The sequence below is a fragment of the Streptomyces argenteolus genome, assembly GCF_042902585.1.
Taxonomy (GTDB): domain Bacteria; phylum Actinomycetota; class Actinomycetes; order Streptomycetales; family Streptomycetaceae; genus Streptomyces; species Streptomyces argenteolus.
In genome coordinates, this window is sequence record NZ_JBIBEG010000013.1 from 113,634 (window position 1) to 131,770 (window position 18,137).

18 protein-coding genes are annotated in these 18,137 nt (G+C 71.7%); 3 read left to right on the forward strand and 15 right to left on the reverse strand.

All coding sequences use genetic code 11. The features are described 5' to 3' along the window. The 13 genes from ACFY8O_RS32005 to ACFY8O_RS32065 all read right to left on the reverse strand — a co-directional run bounded on the left by ACFY8O_RS32005 (position 1) and on the right by ACFY8O_RS32065 (position 12,927). Positions 1-879, reverse strand: coding sequence for an ABC transporter permease (locus ACFY8O_RS32005; RefSeq protein ID WP_145811929.1), 879 nt, complete (start codon positions 877-879; stop codon positions 1-3). Further along, positions 866-1,657: an ABC transporter ATP-binding protein gene (locus tag ACFY8O_RS32010; protein WP_145811927.1), complete on the reverse strand. Its 792-nt coding sequence runs from the start codon at positions 1,655-1,657 to the stop codon at positions 866-868. Before ACFY8O_RS32010 ends, ACFY8O_RS32005 begins: the two co-directional genes overlap by 14 nt. Before the next feature lie 50 nt (positions 1,658-1,707). After that, on the reverse strand, positions 1,708-2,823 hold the full coding sequence (locus ACFY8O_RS32015; protein ID WP_387908609.1) for an aliphatic sulfonate ABC transporter substrate-binding protein: 1,116 nt from the start codon (positions 2,821-2,823) through the stop codon (positions 1,708-1,710). Between the two features lie 234 nt (positions 2,824-3,057). Next, positions 3,058-4,395: a sulfate adenylyltransferase subunit 1 gene (locus ACFY8O_RS32020; protein WP_387908611.1), complete on the reverse strand. Its 1,338-nt coding sequence runs from the start codon at positions 4,393-4,395 to the stop codon at positions 3,058-3,060. Between the two features lie 2 nt (positions 4,396-4,397). Next, complete coding sequence (gene cysD, locus ACFY8O_RS32025) at positions 4,398-5,333, reverse strand: sulfate adenylyltransferase subunit CysD (RefSeq protein WP_387908613.1); 936 nt, start codon at positions 5,331-5,333, stop codon at positions 4,398-4,400. Further along, a complete protein-coding gene (cysC, locus tag ACFY8O_RS32030; protein ID WP_387908614.1) occupies positions 5,330-5,899 on the reverse strand; it encodes an adenylyl-sulfate kinase in 570 nt (189 codons plus the stop codon). Before cysC ends, cysD begins: the two co-directional genes overlap by 4 nt. Beyond that, on the reverse strand, positions 5,899-6,615 hold the full coding sequence (locus tag ACFY8O_RS32035; protein WP_387908616.1) for a phosphoadenylyl-sulfate reductase: 717 nt from the start codon (positions 6,613-6,615) through the stop codon (positions 5,899-5,901). The genes cysC and ACFY8O_RS32035 overlap by 1 nt, the downstream gene beginning before the upstream one ends. Next, entirely contained in the window at positions 6,612-6,791 is a 180-nt protein-coding gene (locus ACFY8O_RS32040) for an IS1 family transposase (RefSeq protein WP_145812581.1), read from the reverse strand. The genes ACFY8O_RS32035 and ACFY8O_RS32040 overlap by 4 nt, the downstream gene beginning before the upstream one ends. Then, positions 6,788-8,485, reverse strand: a complete 1,698-nt coding sequence (locus ACFY8O_RS32045) for a nitrite/sulfite reductase (RefSeq protein WP_145812583.1) — start codon at positions 8,483-8,485, stop codon at positions 6,788-6,790. The genes ACFY8O_RS32040 and ACFY8O_RS32045 overlap by 4 nt, the downstream gene beginning before the upstream one ends. A gap of 113 nt (positions 8,486-8,598) precedes the next feature. Next, complete coding sequence (locus ACFY8O_RS32050; protein WP_349817346.1) at positions 8,599-8,682, reverse strand: putative leader peptide; 84 nt, start codon at positions 8,680-8,682, stop codon at positions 8,599-8,601. Between the two features lie 393 nt (positions 8,683-9,075). Continuing rightward, positions 9,076-9,669 (reverse strand): GNAT family N-acetyltransferase, encoded by a 594-nt coding sequence (locus tag ACFY8O_RS32055; RefSeq protein ID WP_387908618.1) that lies wholly within the window; start codon positions 9,667-9,669, stop codon positions 9,076-9,078. Positions 9,670-9,711: 42 nt separating this feature from the next. Further along, the gene (locus ACFY8O_RS32060) at positions 9,712-11,004 is read right to left on the reverse strand and encodes a GAF domain-containing protein (protein WP_387908620.1); all 1,293 of its coding nucleotides are present in this window, start codon (positions 11,002-11,004) and stop codon (positions 9,712-9,714) included. A gap of 285 nt (positions 11,005-11,289) precedes the next feature. Next, positions 11,290-12,927 (reverse strand): acyl-CoA dehydrogenase family protein, encoded by a 1,638-nt coding sequence (locus ACFY8O_RS32065; RefSeq protein WP_387908621.1) that lies wholly within the window; start codon positions 12,925-12,927, stop codon positions 11,290-11,292. Between the two features lie 17 nt (positions 12,928-12,944). Between ACFY8O_RS32065 and ACFY8O_RS32070 the strand changes: the two genes are divergently transcribed. The 3 genes from ACFY8O_RS32070 (at position 12,945) to ACFY8O_RS32080 (ending at position 15,944) form a co-directional block, all read left to right on the forward strand. Beyond that, on the forward strand, positions 12,945-14,120 hold the full coding sequence (locus tag ACFY8O_RS32070; RefSeq protein WP_145812594.1) for a YihY/virulence factor BrkB family protein: 1,176 nt from the start codon (positions 12,945-12,947) through the stop codon (positions 14,118-14,120). A gap of 282 nt (positions 14,121-14,402) precedes the next feature. Beyond that, entirely contained in the window at positions 14,403-15,107 is a 705-nt protein-coding gene (locus ACFY8O_RS32075) for a DUF5701 family protein (RefSeq protein WP_387908622.1), read from the forward strand. A 78-nt stretch (positions 15,108-15,185) separates the two neighbouring features. Beyond that, positions 15,186-15,944 (forward strand): helix-turn-helix domain-containing protein, encoded by a 759-nt coding sequence (locus ACFY8O_RS32080; protein ID WP_145812598.1) that lies wholly within the window; start codon positions 15,186-15,188, stop codon positions 15,942-15,944. On the opposite strand, the gene ACFY8O_RS32085 is transcribed toward ACFY8O_RS32080, so the two are convergent. Then, positions 15,881-16,276 (reverse strand): VOC family protein, encoded by a 396-nt coding sequence (locus tag ACFY8O_RS32085; protein WP_387908624.1) that lies wholly within the window; start codon positions 16,274-16,276, stop codon positions 15,881-15,883. The two genes, ACFY8O_RS32080 and ACFY8O_RS32085, sit on opposite strands and share 64 nt — an antisense overlap. A gap of 230 nt (positions 16,277-16,506) precedes the next feature. Beyond that, complete coding sequence (locus tag ACFY8O_RS32090; RefSeq protein ID WP_387908626.1) at positions 16,507-18,036, reverse strand: 3-hydroxyacyl-CoA dehydrogenase; 1,530 nt, start codon at positions 18,034-18,036, stop codon at positions 16,507-16,509. Positions 18,037-18,137: the final 101 nt, after the last annotated feature.

An 18,137-nucleotide genomic window follows, 5' to 3' on the forward strand; every position in this document is an offset into this window, starting at 1 on the left:
TCAGCTCTTGACGAGGAGACCGCGGCTGCGCAGCACCCGCCGCTCCAGCGGGCTGAAGATCAGCAGGTCGATCGCGATGCCGACGAACAGGATGAGGAGGATCGCCAGGAAGATGCCGGGCATGTCGAAGTTGTTCCGGCCGTTCTCCAGCAACTGGCCCAGGCCCAGGCCCAGATCGGGCGAGGAAGCGATGATCTCGGCGGCCATCAGCGAACGCCAGGAGAACGCCCAGCCCTGCTTGAGCCCCGCCAGGTAGCCGGGCAGCGCCGCCGGCAGGACGATGTGGATCGTCCCGCGCAGCCCCGTCGCCCCGATGGTGCGGCCCGCCCGCAGGAAGAGCGGCGGTACCTGGTCGACACCGGAGACCAGGCCGTTGGCCACGGACGGAACCGCGCCGAGCAGGATCACCGCGTACATCGTCTTGTCGTCGAGGCCGAGCCAGATGATGGCGGGGGCCACCCAGGCCACGGACGGCAGGGACTGGAGCCCGGACAGGATCGGCCCGATCGCCGCCCGGACGAGCCGCACCCGCGCCACCAGCATCCCGAGCGGGGTTCCGATCGCGACGGCCATCACGAAGCCGAACAGGCCACGCGACACACTGGTCCAGATGACCTCCAGCAGGGTGCCCTGCACCCACATGTCGGTCAGGCTGTCCCAGACCGCCGCCGGCGGCGGCAGCTTGTAGTCGTCGGTGACCTTCGCCCAGACCAGCACCTGCCAGACGAGGACCACCAGGACGACCGCGACGATCGGCGGCAGCACCTTGTTGAGCAGGATCTCGCGGGCCGGCGTCCTGCGTACCTGTACGGCGTCGAGCGCGTCCAGGCCCGCTTCGAGACCCGCCAGGTCGTCGGCCTTGGTTTCAGTGCTGGCCATGTCGGCGGATCTCCCCACGCAGTTGTTCGGTGATCTCGACGGACAGTTCCGCCACGGCGGTGTCCTCGATGCGGCGCGGCTGCTCGATGTCGACCTTCCACTCCCGGGCGATACGGCCGGGCCGCGACGACAGCAGGATGACGCGCTGGGCGAGCCGTACCGCCTCGCGCACGTTGTGGGTGACGAAGAGGACCGAGGCGTTCGTCTCGCGCCAGATCCGGGTCAGCTCGTCGTGCAGCACGTCGCGGGTGATGGCGTCGAGCGCGGCGAACGGCTCGTCCATCAGCAGCAGCTGGCTGTCCTGGGCGAGCGCACGGGCCATCGCGACCCGCTGGCGCATCCCGCCGGACAGTTCGTGCACCCGCTTCCCGTACGCCCCGCCGAGGCGTACGAGTTCGAGCAGCCGCTCCGCCTCGGGGCGGCGCTCGGCCTTCGGGACCCCGCGCAGCCGCAGGGCGAGTTCGATGTTCTTGCCCGCGGTCAGCCACGGGAAGAGGGCGTGCTCCTGGAACATCAGGGCCGGCCGCCCGCCGGGGGTCTCGATGGACCCCGCGGTCGGGCGGTCGAGTCCGGCCACCAGGTTGAGCAGGGTGGACTTACCGCACCCGGAGGCTCCCAGGAGGGTGACGAACTCGCCCGGAGCGACATCGAGCGTGATGTCGTCCAGGACGAGCTGCTGCCCCGTGGGTCCGGAGAAGGACTTGGAGACGTTCGTGATACGAGCGGCGTGCTCGACCGCTGCACGGTCCTCGGCCTTGGTGAGGGTGGTGGTCGCCATGGTCGTCACCTCCTGGGAGTCATCAGGGAATCCTGGTGCGGTCGGGTGTGCTACTTGACGCCGAGACCGGCGTCGGCGACCTCGGGCTGCCCCGCGGCCTTGAGGACCTTGTTCAGCGGCTTCAGGTCGTAGATGCCGGTGAGGTCCGGCTTCTCCAGCAGACCCGCCTTGACCGCGTGGTCCGCCTGCGCCTGCAGCGTGGCGGCCAGCGGGTCATCGGTGATCTGGATCGACTCCCACGCCGGGTCCAGGACCTCCGCGGGCAGCGCCTTGCCGCTCAGCTCCTCGAGCGCGGCGTTGGCCGAGGCCTTCGCCTTGTCCGGGTTGGCGTTGATCCACTTGTTGGTGTTGACCGTGCCGCGCAGCACCGCGTCCACGACGTCCGGGTGCTCGGAGAGGAACTTCTGCGACACGATGATGTTCGTGATGACGAACTTGTCGTCCGGCCACAGGCTCGACTCGTCGAGCAGGACCTTGCCACCCTCGGCGACCAGCTTCGACGCGGTCGGCTCCGGAACCCAGGCGCCGTCCAGGGAACCGGCCTTGAAGGCGTCCGGAGTCACCTTGTTGTCCGAACGGACCACGGAGACGTCGCCCTTGCCGCTCTGGGCGTCGACCTTCCAGCCCTTCTCGGAGATCCAGTTGAGGAACGCCACGTCCTGGGTGTTGCCGAGTTGCGGGGTGGCGATCTTCTTGCCCTTGAGGTCGTCCAGGGTCTTGATCTTCTTCGGGTCGACGACGAGCTTCACACCGCCGGAGGCCGAGCCGCCGATGATGCGCAGGCTCTGGCCCTTGGACTTGCTGTAGCCGTTGATCGAGGGGGAGGGGCCGATGAAGCCGATGTCGATCGAACCCGCGTTGAGCGCCTCGATCTCCGAGGGCCCGGCGTTGAACGTCGAGGGCTTGACCGTGGTGCCGCCGAGCTCCTTGGCGATGAGGCCTTCCTGGATACCGACCAGGGCGGTGGCGTGCGTGAGGTTCGGGAAGTACCCGATCTTCACGCTGTCCGCCGAGAGCTTCTTCCCGTCGGCGGAGACGTTCGACTTCGCGGAGTCGTCGTCCTTCGCCTCGGAACCGTAGCCGCAGGCGGTGGCCGCCACTGCGAGCAGCGGCAGAGCGGCGGCGGCTGCGAGGCCGCGGCGGAGGGTGGTACGGGTGGCACGCACGGGAGGCTTTCCTCTCGTTGGCCCGGTGCTCACGTCCCCCTGGATCCAGGTGGCGCGGCCGGGCGGTCGGCAGGTCTTCGTCTGAACTGGCGGTGCGGGTGGCACGAGCGGGCGCGCAGGCAGTGCGCGTACGTCATCACGCACATCGCCCGACCCCGCCCTGGCCGCTGCCGAGAGCGCCGCTGCCGACACGGCCGCCCTCCTTCGCGAAGGTCGAGAAGAAGTCGGTGATCATCAGAAGTCCCACTCCGCGTCCTCGGCGGAGGTGTCCGCGTCCGCGTCGGCCTCGGCGGCGAACGAGACGCCCGCCATGCCTGCGCTCAGGGTCGTGCCGTCGGCGGGGTCGATCAGCAGGAACGAACCGGTGCGCCGCGAGTCCACGTAGGCGTCGAGCGCGAGGGGCTCGGCGGTGCGGACGACAACCCGGCCGATGTCGTTGGCCACGAGCTGCCCGGGGGCCGGGTGCTGCGAGAGGTCGTCCAGGGTCAGCCGCGACGGGATGTCCTTGACGACGGCTTTGACGGTGCGGGTGGTGTGCTTGAGGAGTACGCGTTGGCCGACGGTGAGGGGCTGGTCGGCGACGTGGCAGACGGTGGCTTCGACGTCCTGCGTGGTGGCGGGTGTGTCCGAGGCCGGCGCGATCAGGTCGCCGCGGGAGACGTCGATGTCGTCGGCCAGCCGGATCGTCACCGACTGCGGTGCCCAGGCGATGTCGACGCTCTCGCCGAGTGCGTCGATCCCCTCGATCGTCGTGGTGCGTCCGGAAGGCAGCACGGAGACCGTCTCGCCGACCCGGAAGACTCCGGCGGCGATCTGGCCGGCGTATCCCCGGTAGTCGGGGTGCTCGGCGGTCTGCGGACGGATGACGTACTGGACGGGGAAGCGGGCGTGGCAGGCGGTGAGGTCGTGGCTGACCGGCACTGTTTCCAGGTGTTCCAGGACGGTGGGGCCGCCGTACCAGTCCATGTGGGCGGAGGGTTCCACGACGTTGTCACCGGCGAGCGCGGAGATCGGGATCGCGGTGATCTCGGGGACGCCGAGGGAGGCGGCGTAGGCGGTGAATTCCTCGGCGATCGCGGCGAAGACGGGCTCCGCGTAGTCGACGAGGTCCATCTTGTTCACGGCGAGGACGACGTGGGGGACGCGCAGCAGGGCGGCGACCGCGGCGTGGCGGCGGGTCTGCTCGACGACGCCGTTGCGGGCGTCGACGAGTACGACGGCGAGCTCGGCGGTGGAGGCGCCGGTGACCATGTTGCGGGTGTACTGCACGTGGCCGGGGGTGTCGGCGAGGATGAAACGGCGCCGGGGTGTGGCGAAGTAGCGGTAGGCGACGTCGATGGTGATGCCCTGCTCGCGCTCGGCGCGCAGCCCGTCGGTCAGGAGGGCCAGGTCGGGTGTTTCCTGGCCGCGGTTGGTGGAGGCCAGTGCCACGGCTTCCAGCTGGTCGGTGAGGACTGATTTGGAGTCGTGCAGGAGGCGTCCGACGAGGGTGGATTTGCCGTCGTCGACGGAGCCGGCGGTGGCGAAGCGCAGGAGTGTGGTGGCCGAGAGCTGCTCGGCGGTGGTGGTCATGGTTAGAAGTACCCCTCGCGCTTGCGGTCTTCCATCGCGGCCTCGGACATTTTGTCGTCGGCGCGGGTCGCGCCTCGTTCGGTGAGGCGGGAGGCGGCGATCTCGGTGATGACGGCGTCCAGGGTGGTGGCGTCGGAGTCGACGGCGCCGGTGCAGGACATGTCGCCGACGGTGCGGTAGCGGACCTGGCGGGTCTCGACCTTTTCGTGGTCCTTGGGGCCGCCCCAGTCGCCGGCGGTGAGCCACATGCCGTTGCGGTTGAAGACTTCGCGTTGGTGGGCGAAGTAGATCTGGGGGAGCTCGATGGCTTCGCGCTCGATGTACTGCCAGACGTCGAGTTCGGTCCAGTTGGAGAGGGGGAAGACGCGGACGTGTTCGCCGGGGGCGTGGCGTCCGTTGTAGAGCTGCCAGAGTTCGGGGCGCTGACGGCGGGGGTCCCACTGGGAGAACTCGTCGCGGAGGGAGAAGACGCGTTCCTTGGCGCGGGCTTTTTCCTCGTCGCGGCGTCCGCCGCCGAAGACGGCGTCGAAGCGGTGCTGCTGGATGGCTTCGGTGAGCGGGACGGTCTGGAGGGGGTTGCGGGTGCCGTCGGGGCGCTCGCGGAGTGTGCCGGCGTCGATGTAGTCCTGGACGGAGGCGATGTGGAGGCGCAGGCCGTGCTTCTCGACGGTGCGGTCGCGGTAGTCGAGGACCTCGGGGAAGTTGTGCCCGGTGTCGACGTGCAGGAGGGTGAAGGGGATCGGGGCGGGAGCGAAGGCCTTCAGCGCGAGGTGCAGCATCAGGATCGAGTCCTTGCCGCCGGAGAACAGGATCACCGGCCGCTCGAACTCCCCCGCCACCTCACGGAAGATGTGCACCGCCTCCGACTCCAGGGAATCGAGATGGCTCAGCGCGTACGGGTTGACGGTGCCTTCCGGCACGGTGGCGACAGTGCTCACGCCAGGCCCCTCTCGGTGAGCAGCGCGTGAAGCGCCGCTGCGGACTCCTGCACGGTCTGCTGGTGCGACTCGATCCGCAGATCCGGCGACTCGGGCGGGTCGTAGGGGTCGTCGACCCCGGTGAGACCGGTGAGCTCGCCGGCCGCCTGCTTGGCGTAAAGCCCCTTCACATCGCGCTCGGAGCACACCTCGACCGGGGTCGCGACGTGCACCTCCAGATACGCGGTGCCTTCTTGCTGGTGACGCTTGCGCACCGCGTCGCGGCTGTCGGCGTACGGCGCGATGACCGGCACGAGGGCCTTCACGCCGTTGGCGGCCAGCAGTTCGGCGACGAAGCCGATGCGCTGGACGTTGGTGTGCCGGTCCTCGCGGGAGAAACCGAGACCCGCGGAGAGGAACTCCCGGATCTCGTCACCGTCCAGAACCTCGACCCGGTGCCCGTCCCCGCGCAGCCGGCCCGCCAGTTCGTACGCGATGGTGGTCTTGCCGGCGCTCGGCAGACCGGTGAGCCAGACGGTGGCTCCCGTCTCCGTCACGCTCATCGATATCTCCTGATCAGTCGTCATCAGCCGTGCAGCCCGCATTCGGTCTTCCCGCGCCCGGCCCAGCGGCCGGCCCTGGTGTCCTCGCCCTCCAGCACCCGCCGGGTGCAGGGCGCGCAGCCGACGGAGGCGTAACCGTCCATCAGCAGCGGGTTGGTCAGTACGCCGTGCTCCGCGACGTACGCGTCCACGTCGTCCTGGGTCCAGCGGGCGATCGGCGAGATCTTGACCTTGCGGCGCTTCTCGTCCCAGCCCACGACCGGGGTGTTGGCCCGGGTGGGGGACTCGTCGCGGCGCAGTCCGGTCGCCCAGGCGGCGTACGCGGTCAGTCCCTCTTCGAGGGGCTTGACCTTGCGCAGCGCGCAGCACAGGTCGGGGTCGCGGTCGTGCAGCTTCGGGCCGTACTCGGCGTCCTGCTCGGCCACCGACTGACGCGGGGTCAGCGTGATGAGGTTGACGTCCATCACGGCGTCCACCGCGTCCCGGGTGCCGATGGTCTCCTCGAAGTGGTAGCCGGTGTCCAGGAACACCACGTCCACTCCGGGGAAGACCCGGGAGGCGAGGTGCGCGACCACCGCGTCCTCCATCGAGGAGGTGACGCAGAAGCGCTTGCCGAAGGTGTCGGCGGCCCACTTCAGGATGTCGGTCGCGGAGGCGTCCTCCAGTTCGCGCCCGGCCCGCTCGGCCAGGTCCTTCAGCGCCTCGTCGGTGAGCTCGTCCGCTTGCAGAGTCTCCGTCATGTCCCGTCCCCTTCAACGTCGTCACGCTGGAGCCCCTGGGTCAGGAGACCCAGGAACTTCAGCTGGAACGCGCGGTTGCAGGAAGCACATTCCCAGGCGCCGTGTCCGGCCTCGTGCGGGCGCAGGTCCTCGTCGCCGCAGTAGGGGCAGTAGAACGGCGCCGCTCGTTCGCTCATGTCAGCGACTCCGCATCGGCGCGGGCCGCCCAGGTCGCGAAGCGCTCGCCGTCCTCGCGTTCCTCCTGGAACCTGCCGAGCACCCGCTCGACGTAGTCCGGCAGTTCGGCGGAGGTGACCTTCAGGCCACGTACCTTGCGGCCGAAGCCGGCCTCCAGCCCGAGCGCGCCGCCGAGGTGCACCTGGTAGCCCTCGACCTGGTTGCCGTCGTCGTCCAGCATCAGCTGGCCCTTGAGACCGATGTCCGCGGTCTGGATGCGGGCGCAGGCGTTGGGGCAGCCGTTGATGTTGATGGAGAGCGGCTCGTCGAAGTCCGGCATGCGGCGCTCCAGTTCGTCGATGAGCGCGGCGCCACGCGCCTTCGTCTCGACGATCGCCAGCTTGCAGAACTCGATGCCGGTGCAGGCCATCGTGCCCCGTCGGAAGGGAGAGGCGTTCACCTGGAAGTCCAGTGCCTCGAGGCCGGCGGTCAGCGACTCGATCCGGTCCTGCTCGACGTCCAGGATGAGCATCTTCTGCTCGACGGTGGTGCGCACCCGCCCCGAGCCGTGCGCCTCGGCCAGATCCGCGATCTTGGACAGGGTGGAGCCGTCCACCCGCCCGACGCGCGGGGCGAAGCCCACGTAGAACCGGCCGTCCTGCTGGGCGTGCACCCCGATGTGGTCACGCCAGCGGGAGGAGGGCTGGGCGGGCGGCGGTCCGTCCAGCATCGGGCGCTTGAGGTACTCGTCCTCGAGGATCTGGCGGAACTTCTCCGGACCCCAGTCGGCCATCAGGAACTTCAGGCGGGCGCGCGTGCGCAGCCGGCGGTAGCCGTAGTCGCGGAAGATCCCGACGACGCCGGCCCAGACGTCGGCGACCTCGTCCAGCGGTACCCAGGCACCGAGGCGCTCGGCGAACCGCGGGTTGGTGGAGAGCCCGCCACCCACCCACAGGTCGAAGCCCGGGCCGTGCTCGGGGTGGTCGACGCCCACGAACGCGATGTCGTTGATCTCGTGCACCACGTCCTGCACCGGCGACCCGGAGATCGCGGTCTTGAACTTGCGGGGCAGGTTGGAGAATTCCTTGCTGCCGATGTAGCGCTCGTGGATCTCGTCGACGGCGGGGGTGCCGTCGATGATCTCGTCGGCGGCGATGCCCGCCACGGGCGAACCGATGATCACACGGGGGCAGTCGCCGCACGCCTCGGTGGTGGAGAGGCCGACCTCCTCCAGCTTCGCCCAGATCGCCGGGACGTCCTCGATGCGGATCCAGTGCAGCTGGACGTTCTGACGGTCGGTGACATCGGCCGTGCCGCGCGCGTACTCCTGCGAGATCTCACCGATCACCCGCAGCTGCGCGGTGGTCAGCCTGCCGCCGTCGATGCGCACGCGGAGCATGAAGTAGCGGTCGTCCAGCTCCTCCGGCTCCAGCACGGCGGTCTTGCCGCCGTCGATCCCGGGGCGACGCTGGGTGTACAGGCCCCACCAGCGCATACGCCCGCGCAGGTCGTTCGGGTCGATGGAGTCGAATCCGCGCTTGGAGTAGATCGTCTCAATGCGTGTCCGCACGTTGAGACTGTCGTCATCCTTCTTGAACTGCTCGTTGCCGTTCAGCGGGGTGAAGTGACCCATGGCCCACTGACCTTCACCACGGTGACGTCCGGCCTTGCGGCGGGGCGTGGCGGTAGCAGGCTTCTCGGGGATGGCGGCCATGGCGATACGTCCTTCGGGACTGCAGGAGGGCGGCTCTGAACTGCACACTCGCGTGAGGCGCGGCGGTGCGCAGGAGATGGAGCGACTTCAGTGGATCGCGGTGCTGGAGACTCTCAGCGGACCGGACAGATGGCGCTGGACATGCGGCCGAGGTCGACGTGCCGCCGACTCACCAAGGCAATTCCAGTTCCAGACATGACGGAAGCGTGTCACGCCGATCTCGGAGCAGTCCACCACGATCCATCATGTGGACGAGATGGTCCCGAAATGCGAGACGGTGTGGTGTCGGTCACGCCTATCTGTCGACAAAGCGACCTTGCCGGGCTGTGGCGGGCTCACGAACCGGCGTCCGGAACCGGCGCGTCCGGACCTGTGGCCCGGTCCCCGGCGGCTCGTGGACCACGCCCGTCCGGATCCGCCGACCGGCGGCCGGATCGTGGACCACGCCCGTCCGGACCGGTGTACCGGCGACCGGGCGTGCGGACCGTGGCCCCGTCCCGCACGGACTCATGAACCGGCGCGTGCACCGGCGTGCGGACGAACGCGTGAACCGGCGTGGGGGCCGGCGCGGCCGGCCCCGGACGGACCGCTCAGGCGTGCGCCCCGGGCCACGGGCCGGGGTTCGCGACATCGGGTTCCTGCTCGGTCCTCGTGTCGTACAGCCGGAAGCCCCGCCGCAGGTAGTTGTCCATCGCGTGCGGGCCGTCGTTGGAGCAGGTGTGCAGCCACACCCGCTTCGTGGGGGTCCGCTCCGGGTGACGCTCGGCGAGGTCCCAGGCGCGCGCCACCCCGTACGACAGCAGATGCCCGCCGATCCGGCGTCCCCGGAAGGCGGGGATCAGACCGAAGTAGGCGATCTCGACCGCCCCGTCGTCCTGGGGTTCGAGCTCGATGAACCCGGCGGGCGTCCCGCTCTCGTACGCCACCCACGTCTCCGTACCCGGGCGCTCCAGGATCTCCTGCCACTGCGCGTAGGTGAGGCCCAGCCGGTCGGTCCACCGGATGTCGCCGCCCACCGCCGTGTAGAGGAAGCGGCTGAACTCGGGCAGCGCCGTCTCCGCCCGCACCACCGTCACCGGGCCCTCGGGGGCGCCGGCCGGCCGCAGGTCAGCGGGGGAGGTCTGCTCCAGGTACCAGACGGTCACGTCGGAGAGGGGGGCGGCGGCGTCCGTGGCGTTGCTCATGGCGCCAGACAACCACGGCCCGCACCCGCGGCCCAAAAACGATCAGCTCACCCCCGCCGCCGCACGGGCCCTGAGCACCACCGGAGCCGTCGAGCGGGGCAGCAGATCGGCGGGCGCGTCCGGGTGGACCACCTCCACCTCGACGTCGTCGCCGAAGCGGTACGGGCGGTGGGCCAGCACCTCGGCCAGATGCCGCCGGATCCGTGACACCTCGGCCCGTACCGTCACCGTCCTCGACGCGTCGCCGAAGACGTCCTGGGCCAGCTCGGCAGCCGTACGCCCCTCCCTGTGCAGGGCCAGGGCGTACAGCAGCTCCGCGTGCCGGGGCGAGAGGCGGCGCGTCCAGGTGCCCACCTGCCCCGCGACATGCACCGCGAGCCCCTGCTCACGGCTCAGGTCGAGCACCACCCTGCGCGGGGGGCCTTCCTGCGCCCCTTCCGCGATCTGTATCAGCCAGCCACCCGGCAGGGGCTCCACCCGGCACATCCCGAGCGACGCCAGCCACACCGTGCCCGGCCGCATCGACTTCGGCAGCGGCAGCCGGTCCATGGGCGGCATGCCGACGACGGCGGCCGGCCAGCCGTGCGGGTCCACCACCACGGCGCGGCCGGGCAACCGGCACAGGATCGGGGCGGCCACGGACCGCAGCCGGTCCGTCGCCTGGAGGTGGCGGTTGCGCAGCTCGCTCTCCGCCAGCGCCGCCACCGAGCCGACCAGGGCCAGCGTCGCGGGATGGAAGGTGGAAGCCGGCCCGCTGATGTCGACGACGCCGATCAGCCGGCCGTCCCGCGGGTCCCGCAGCGGCGCCGCCGCGCAGGTCCAGCCGTGCAGGGCGCGTATGAAGTGCTCGGCGGAATGGACCTGGACGGGGACGCGGGCGGCGAGCGCCGTGCCGATGGCGTTCGTGCCCGTCGCCGACTCCGCCCAGGCGGCGCCCTCCTCCAGGCAGATGTCCTTGGCCCGGCGCAGCACGGCCGCGTGTCCCTGCCTCCACAGCACCCGGCCCTCCGGGTCCGTGACCACCAGGATCTGCTGCGCCGCGTCCGCGATGCCGGCGAGCCCGTCCCGCAGCAGCGGCATGACCTCGCCGAGCGCCGTGCTGCCGCGCCGGTGCTCGATCTCCGCCGTCCCCAGCAGGACGGTCTCCGGCGACTGCTCCGGGTCGATGCCGCTGCGCAGCACCCGGTCCCAGGACGCGCCGATCTCCGCGCGCGGCACGGCCTGCCCGCGCCGGCCCGCGAGCCGGGCCTCCCGCGCGTGGTGGACCAGGCGCTCGCTCACCGCGGGGTGCGGGGTGTGTTCCGGCCGCGACGGGGCGGCAGGGCGTGTCTTCATGACGGTCCCCCCAACAGAGCCTGGGCCCGGTCCGGAAGAGGGACGCCGGAACCCAGGAACCCATCCTGCCGTGCCCAGGGTGCCGTTACCTCGCAGTCCACGCAATGGTTGCAACCCTTTGCAACTCTGGCGACAGGGCGCAGATCGTACGAGAGTCCTCGGTACGCCGCGCGGGGGGTCCACGACCCGCCGTGCGGTGGTGCACAAGCGTGGGGGGTGGTGCCGTGTCGGCGCAGCACCACCCCCCGTCGTTTGTCCCCCGCTCCCGGCCTTCGGACGGATCCCCTAACGCTCCCGCGCCCGCGCGCGCTCCACGATCGTGGCCAGATCCAGACTGTGCGGCAGCGTCCCGAAGGCCGAACCCCAGTCCCTGCCGAGCCGGGACGCGCAGAACGCGTCCGCGACCTCCGGGGGAGCCCAGCGCAGCAGCAGCGAGCCCTGGAGGACCAGGGCCATCCGCTCCACCAGCCGCCGGGCCCGCGCCTCGACGGCGTCCAGGTCCGCCAGCTCGGTCAGCAGGTCCTTGATCGCCGCGTCGAGCCGGTGGTCGGCGCCTCGCGCCTTGCCCACCTCGGTGAGGAAGGCGTCCAGGGCCCCCGGCTCACGCTGCAACGCCCGCAGCACGTCGAGCGCCTGTACGTTGCCGGAGCCCTCCCAGATCGAGTTGAGCGGCGCCTCGCGCAGCAGGCGGGGCATCCCGGACTCCTCGACGTAACCGTTGCCGCCGAGGCATTCCAGGGCCTCTCCGACCACCGCCGTGCACCGCTTCGTCACCCAGTACTTGGCCGCCGGCACCGCGATCCGAAGGAAGGCCCGTTCCTCCTCGGTGTCCGCGTCGTACGCCGCGGCCAGTCGCAGCGCGAGCGTCGTCGCCGCCTCCGACTCCAGGGCGAGGTCGGCCAGCACGTTGCGCATCAGCGGCTTCTCGATCAGCAGCCCGCCGAACGCGCTGCGGGAGGCGCTGTGATGGATCGCCTGGGCCACCGCCTGCCGCATCAGGGCCGCCGAACCCACCACGCAGTCCAAGCGGGTCGCCGCCACCATCTCGATGATGGTGCGCACCCCGCGCCCCTCCTCGCCGACCCTGCGGGCCCACGTCCCGTCGAACTCGACCTCGCTGGAGGCGTTGGACCTGTTGCCCAGCTTGTCCTTGAGGCGCTGGATCGCGAACGCGTTGCGCGCGCCGTCCGGCAGGACCCGCGGCACGAGGAAACAGCTCAGGCCGCCCGGCGCCTGGGCCAGCACCAGGAAGCCGTCGGACATGGGGGCCGAGCAGAACCACTTGTGGCCGGTGAGCAGGTACTCCCCGTCGGCGGCCAGCGGTTCGGCCCGGGTGGTGTTGGACCGCACGTCGGTGCCGCCCTGCTTCTCCGTCATGCCCATCCCGAAGAGCACCCCGGCCTTCTGCGCCGGGGGCCGCAGCCCTTCTTCGTACACGTGTGAGGTCAGCAGCGGCTCCCACTCGGCGGCCAGCGCCGGATCGGTGCGCAGCGCCGGGACCGCCGCGTGGGTCATCGACAGCGGGCATCCGTGGCCCGCCTCGGCCTGCGTCCAGACCAGGAACCCGGCCGCGCGCCGGACATGGCCGCCCTCCCTGCCCCAGGCGTCCGTGAGCCCCGCCGTCACCGCGTGCCCCAGCAGCCGGTGCCAGGCCGGATGGAAGTCCACCTCGTCGATGCGGTGCCCGTAGCGGTCGTGCGTCCGCAGCTTCGGGGGGTACTCGTTCGCCTGCGCACCCCATTCCTGGGCCTGGGCCGAGCCGGCGGACAGGCCCAGCGTGCCGAGTTCCCCCCGGGCCTCGTCGAGGACCGCGGGCGCGAGGTGCCGGTCGACGGCCTCTGACAGGGCGAGATCGGCCGCGAAGACGTCATAGCCGACCAGCGGCGGAACCTGGTTGGTCACTGTGTGGGTGCTAGCTGCCATGCCGATACGGTAAGGAGGTGCAGGCAGCAAACGAAACACCCGAGCGGCCACCGGGTCGGCTCCACCGGGCTCGAGTCCTCTACCGCAACGTGTCGAAGCGGCAGATGGCATGGCATTTGCTCAAGGACACGGTCAATTCGTGCATCGAGTACCGGATCCTGGGCCTCGCCGCCGAGGCGGCGTTCTTCACGCTGCTGTCCCTGCCACCCCTGCTGCTCGGCCTGATCGGGCTGCTCGGATACGTCGACGACTGGACGGCGACCACCACGGTCGCCTCCATCGAACGCAACATCCTCGGCGCGGTCCAGACCGTGCTCTCCGAGCGGGGGGTCAACGACATCGCCAAACCGCTCATAGCCGACGTCACGACGGGTGCGCGTCCCGACGTCATCTCCATCGGCTTCGCGATCGCGCTCTGGTCGGGTTCCCGCGCGGTGAACGTCTTCATCGACACCATCACCGTGATGTACGGCCTCGACGGTCACCGCGGCATCGTCAAGACACGACTGCTCGCCTTCCTGCTGTACGTGGTGGCGCTGCTCCTGGGGGCGGTGGTGCTGCCGCTGCTGGTGGTCGGCCCCGACCGGGTGGTGGAGTTCGTCCCCTGGGGCACGGAAGTGCTGGCCGTCCTCTACTGGCCGCTGGTCATCGTCCTGTCCATCGCCTTCCTGACGACGCTGTACCACGTGTCCGTACCCGTCCGTTCGCCGTGGATAGAGGATGTGCCCGGGGCGCTCATGGCCCTCGGGATGTGGGTCCTGGGCAGCTTCCTCCTGCGGATCTACCTCACGAGCACGGTCGAGGGACCGACCATCTACGGCTCGCTGGCAGCGCCCATCGCCGTGCTGCTCTGGATAGGCATCTCCGCCTTCGCCGTGCTGGTCGGGGCCGCCGTGAACGCCGCGATCGACCACGTCTGGCCCTCGCTGGCCACGGCGGCGGCCCGCGCGGCCAGCGACCGCGCCAAGGCGGCGCAGGCAGCCGAACTCGTGGCCCGGACCCAGGCGGCGAACTGGGACGCCTACGCCGACGACGACGAGGAGGACGTCTCCATGCCCTCCGAATTCCCCGAGCGCTGGTCGCGCTTCCTGCCTCCGGACGACGTGAAGTCCCGTCTGCACGGAGCCCGGGAGGCGAAGGACGACCGGAGCCAACGCTCCGGAACGGACCGCGGAGGCCCGGCGAGCGGCTGAGATCCAGGGACCAGGAACCCCGGCCGAGCCTGGAAGCCCGGGGGCCGGGCAGGCTGCCGAGCCGCGGAGGCGCGGAACCCGGGAGGCTCGGCGCGGGGCCGGGACCCGGAGGCCCGGGAGCGGCCCGAGGCCCGGCCGGCGGCGGAGGTGGCGGCAGAGGACCCGGCCTCGACCGGGCCGGTGCCCGTTGCCGGCGGGGAAGGGAGAGAGGCCGGACGGGAACGTTCCGACCACCCGCCTCGTTTGTTCCGAGCCTGTCCACGACTCGTCCCTGGGAGCATCGTGATCGAAACCTCCACCGTCCGTACCGCCCTTCCGGCCCCCCGCGCGCAGGCCGAGCGCCTGATCGACCTCGGGGTGCACGAGATCGCGGGTCTCTCCGCCGCCGAGCTGCGGGCCTTCGCCGAGTCCGCCGAGCCCGGCGCCGACGAGGGAACGCTGCTCGCGGTCCGTCCCGACCGGGCCCCCGCCTCCGCCCTCGCGCCGCTGCTCCGGCGCAAGGACAAGCCGGGCTTCGTCGTCACGGACATTGCCGACGTCGACGCGTTCGCCCCCCTCGACGGCATCGCGCTGCCCGACGCCCCCCTCTACCTCGTCACCGGACTCGACCGCGGGGACGAGATGGCCGACTGGAGCCCGAACGAGGCGCTGCCGGCTCTCACCGGGCGGGCCCGCACCCCGTTGCTGCTCACCGAGGGCATCACCTGGGTCCTGCAACAGCCCGACATCCTGGAGCGCAACCACTGCTTCATGACCATCGGGTCCCGGCTGCGCAAGCCGAACGGCAAGCCCGGAGGCGCGCCGGAGGACGCCCTCGATGCCCGCACCCCGGCCCTGTGGATCAGCAACGGCACCGGGCGGGACGGCCGTGAGCGGCGCGAGGCCCCCAAGGTCGGCTGGTGCTGGGCCGGCAACCGGCACACCTGGCTGGGCTTCGCCTCGGCGACCGGGCGCGGTGTCGGCCCCGGCCGGACCGAGGAGGACTGATGCGCACCGCCCGGCGCGCCCCCCGGAGCGTCCGCGCCCTGCCGGACCGGTCTCCGCGCGGCGCGTAGCGTGGTGGGCATGGCGCACGGCTACACGGAGTGGGCGGCTCGCCTGGACGGCGCGACCCTCTGGACGTGGTCCGGGCCGCGCGATCCGGCGCGGCTCGTACTCCCCGACGGCTGCATGGACCTGCTCTGGCTGGACGGCAGGCTGACCGTGGCCGGACCCGACACCCGTGCCTTCGCTCCGGGCCCGGCCGACGGCGGCTGCGCGGGCATCCGGTTCGCCCCAGGGACCGCGCCCGCGCTCCTCGGCGTCCCCGCGCAGGAGCTGCGTGACCGGCGGGTCGCCCTCGACGCCCTCTGGCCCGGTGCCGAGGTCCGGGTCCTCACCGAGCGGATCGGCGCGGCCCGCGACCCCGCCGCCGCGCTGGAGGGCATCGCACTGCTCCGCGCGGCCCGCTCCGGGCCCCCGGACCCGCTCACGGCTGAGGTCGCCGCACAGCTGCGCCAGGGGCGGTCGGTCGCCGCCACCGCCCGCGCGGTCGGGCTCGGAGCCCGTCAGCTGCACCGCCGCTCACTGGCCGCGTTCGGCTACGGGCCCAAGACACTGGCCAGGATCCTGAGGCTGCAGCGAGCCCTCGCCCTCGTCCGCGCGGGCAGGTCCTACGCCGAGGCCGCGTACGCCGCCGGGTGTACGGACCAGGCCCATCTGGCCCGCGAGATGCGTGACCTGACGGGAACGACGCTCGGCGGCCATCTCGCCGCCACGGACTACGGGGTGGCGGCAGCGAACAGCGAGACCGCGCAGCCGTCCGGGTCCAGGACGACCGCGTAGCGCTGCCCCCAGACCGCGTCCCAGGGCTTCAGGTGCCCCTCGTAACCCGCGGAGGTCAGATCCGCGTACACGGCGTCCACCTCCGCCGGATCGTCGCAGAGGAAGGCGAGCCCGAGGCGCTCACCGCCCCTGGACCCGGACCAGCCGGGGTCGAAGGAGCGGACGACGTCCTCGGTGTCCCACAGCAGGCGCTGCCCGCCCGGCAGGGCCACCTCCACGTGGGGCGCCGATTCGGCGCCCTCGGGGATGTCGAGCCCGAGCCGGCGGTAGAAGGCCAGGGAGGCGGCCACGTCGGCCGTGGTGACGGAGATCGCGTCGAGTCGTGGAGTCATGGGACGAACGTATGCTGGACCCGGGACCTCGTCTTGTACGAATCGGACGCGGGCCGCGACGGTCACGGCCGCGACGACCCCCTGCCCGCGACGGTCACGGCCGCGACGACCCCTGGCCGCAACCGTCACCGGCCTCGACGACCGCGGGACGCGCAACCGTCAGGGGCCGTGACCGTCGCCGGCCGCCACCGGCACGGGCCGCGACGCCTACAGGCCCGGCGTCGGCCCCGCTACGCGCAGTCGGAGGGTGCGGTGCCCGGCTCCGTCAGCGGCAGGCCGAGGAGGGCCCGTTCGGTGAGCCAGCGCGTCGGACGGTGACGCGGGTCGCCCGTCGAGGCGTGCAGGGCCCGCTGGAGCTCCAGCAGCCGCGCGGCGCCGATCCGGTCGCCCCACGCCAAGGGCCCGACGGGGTAGCCCAGACCTGCCGTCACGGCCAGGTCGATGTCCGACGGAGCGGCCGGCGAGCGTTCCGCGATCGACGCGGCGACGGAGACCACCGAGGCGAGGAGCCGCTGCGCCACCGAACCGGCGGTGTCCCGCACGACCGACACCGCGTACGGCTCCGCGCCCTCGGCCCCGCGCGCCAGTACCGCGCGGGCGTCCCGCGCGGCGGCGGGGTCGGCCGCGGGCGTCACCGCGAGGACCCTTCGGCGGCCGGCGGCCGGCAGTGGGTCCACGCCGAAGGTGCGCGCGGCGGGCAGCCCGAGCGAGGCCACCGCAGCGGCCACCGTGGTGCCCCACACCGGGACGAGGACCACGGCACCGCCGGAGGGGCCGGTGCCGGTCTCGACCGTGGCTCCGGCCGCGCCCAGCGCGCTGCGCAGCTCCTCGGCCCCCTCGCCGGCCACGACGAACACCGGCCGGTCCGCGTCACCGGTCACCGGCGGCTCCGGGGCCGGGGCGGGCGCCTCGGGGCCGTACGTGAACCAGCCCTGCCCGGTCTTGCGGCCGAGCAGGCCCGCCGTCACCCGGTTCGGGGTGAGGAAGGAGGGCCGGAGCCGGTCCTCGTGGCGGAAGCCCTCCCAGATGGAGTCGATCACCGCCGCCGTGACGTCGAGCCCGGTGAGGTCCATCAGTTCGAACGGGCCCATGCGCAGCCCCAGTACGTCCCGGGCGATCCGGTCGATGCCGGCCGGGTCGGCGACCGACTCCTCCAGCAGCGCCAAGGCCTCCGTCACCAGTCCCCGCCCGGCGTGGTTGACCAGGAAGCCGGGCGTGTCGGAGACGGTCACCGCGCGGTGGCCGCAGCTCTCCACCAGCGCCGTGAGGGCCGGGGGGATCTCGGGCCGGGTGGCCGCGCCCGGCACGACCTCGACGATCTTCATCAACGGCACGGGATTGAAGAAGTGCAGTCCCGCGAGCCGGCCGGGGTCCCGCAGCGAGGCGGCGATCCGGGTCACCGAGAGGGACGAGGTGTTGGTCGCGAAGACCGTGGACTGCGGCAGCGCCTGCTCCAGCTTCCCGAACACCTCGGCCTTGGTGTCCAGATCCTCGCGCACGGCCTCCACGACCAGCTCGACGCCGGGGCCCGCGGCCCACGGGTCGTCCAGCGGGATCAGCCGCTCCAGCGTGGCCTTGGAGTCCCCGGCGGACATCCGGCCCTTCTGCACGGCGCGTTCCAGCATGGACCGTACGAAGTCGACGGCCGCCGTCACCGCCTCGGTCCGTACGTCGCAGAGCTCGACGGTGTGTCCGGCGGTCGCCGCCCACTGGGCGATCCCACGGCCCATGGCTCCGGCGCCGACGATCCTGATACGCATGGCGATGACGTCCTCTCGGCAGGTGCGGTCGATGGCAGCGACGGTAGCCGCGGTCGGTGGAGGAAGGTGGACCCGGTGGGTGCCCGAAGGCGCCGGGCGAG

Bases quoted from the DNA above. Each gene is read 5' to 3' on its own strand.
- ACFY8O_RS32005 (WP_145811929.1), bottom strand. From the start codon at position 879: ATGGCCAGCACTGAAACCAAGGCCGACGACCTGGCGGGTCTCGAAGCG.
- ACFY8O_RS32010 (WP_145811927.1), bottom strand. From the start codon at position 1,657: ATGGCGACCACCACCCTCACCAAGGCCGAGGACCGTGCAGCGGTCGAG.
- ACFY8O_RS32020 (WP_387908611.1), bottom strand. From the start codon at position 4,395: ATGACCACCACCGCCGAGCAGCTCTCGGCCACCACACTCCTGCGCTTC.
- cysC (WP_387908614.1), bottom strand. From the start codon at position 5,899: ATGACGACTGATCAGGAGATATCGATGAGCGTGACGGAGACGGGAGCC.
- ACFY8O_RS32035 (WP_387908616.1), bottom strand. From the start codon at position 6,615: ATGACGGAGACTCTGCAAGCGGACGAGCTCACCGACGAGGCGCTGAAG.
- ACFY8O_RS32040 (WP_145812581.1), bottom strand. From the start codon at position 6,791: ATGAGCGAACGAGCGGCGCCGTTCTACTGCCCCTACTGCGGCGACGAG.
- ACFY8O_RS32045 (WP_145812583.1), bottom strand. From the start codon at position 8,485: ATGGCCGCCATCCCCGAGAAGCCTGCTACCGCCACGCCCCGCCGCAAG.
- ACFY8O_RS32050 (WP_349817346.1), bottom strand. From the start codon at position 8,682: ATGTCTGGAACTGGAATTGCCTTGGTGAGTCGGCGGCACGTCGACCTC.
- ACFY8O_RS32055 (WP_387908618.1), bottom strand. From the start codon at position 9,669: ATGAGCAACGCCACGGACGCCGCCGCCCCCCTCTCCGACGTGACCGTC.
- ACFY8O_RS32060 (WP_387908620.1), bottom strand. From the start codon at position 11,004: ATGAAGACACGCCCTGCCGCCCCGTCGCGGCCGGAACACACCCCGCAC.
- ACFY8O_RS32065 (WP_387908621.1), bottom strand. From the start codon at position 12,927: ATGGCAGCTAGCACCCACACAGTGACCAACCAGGTTCCGCCGCTGGTC.
- ACFY8O_RS32080 (WP_145812598.1), top strand. From the start codon at position 15,186: ATGGCGCACGGCTACACGGAGTGGGCGGCTCGCCTGGACGGCGCGACC.
- ACFY8O_RS32085 (WP_387908624.1), bottom strand. From the start codon at position 16,276: ATGACTCCACGACTCGACGCGATCTCCGTCACCACGGCCGACGTGGCC.
- ACFY8O_RS32090 (WP_387908626.1), bottom strand. From the start codon at position 18,036: ATGCGTATCAGGATCGTCGGCGCCGGAGCCATGGGCCGTGGGATCGCC.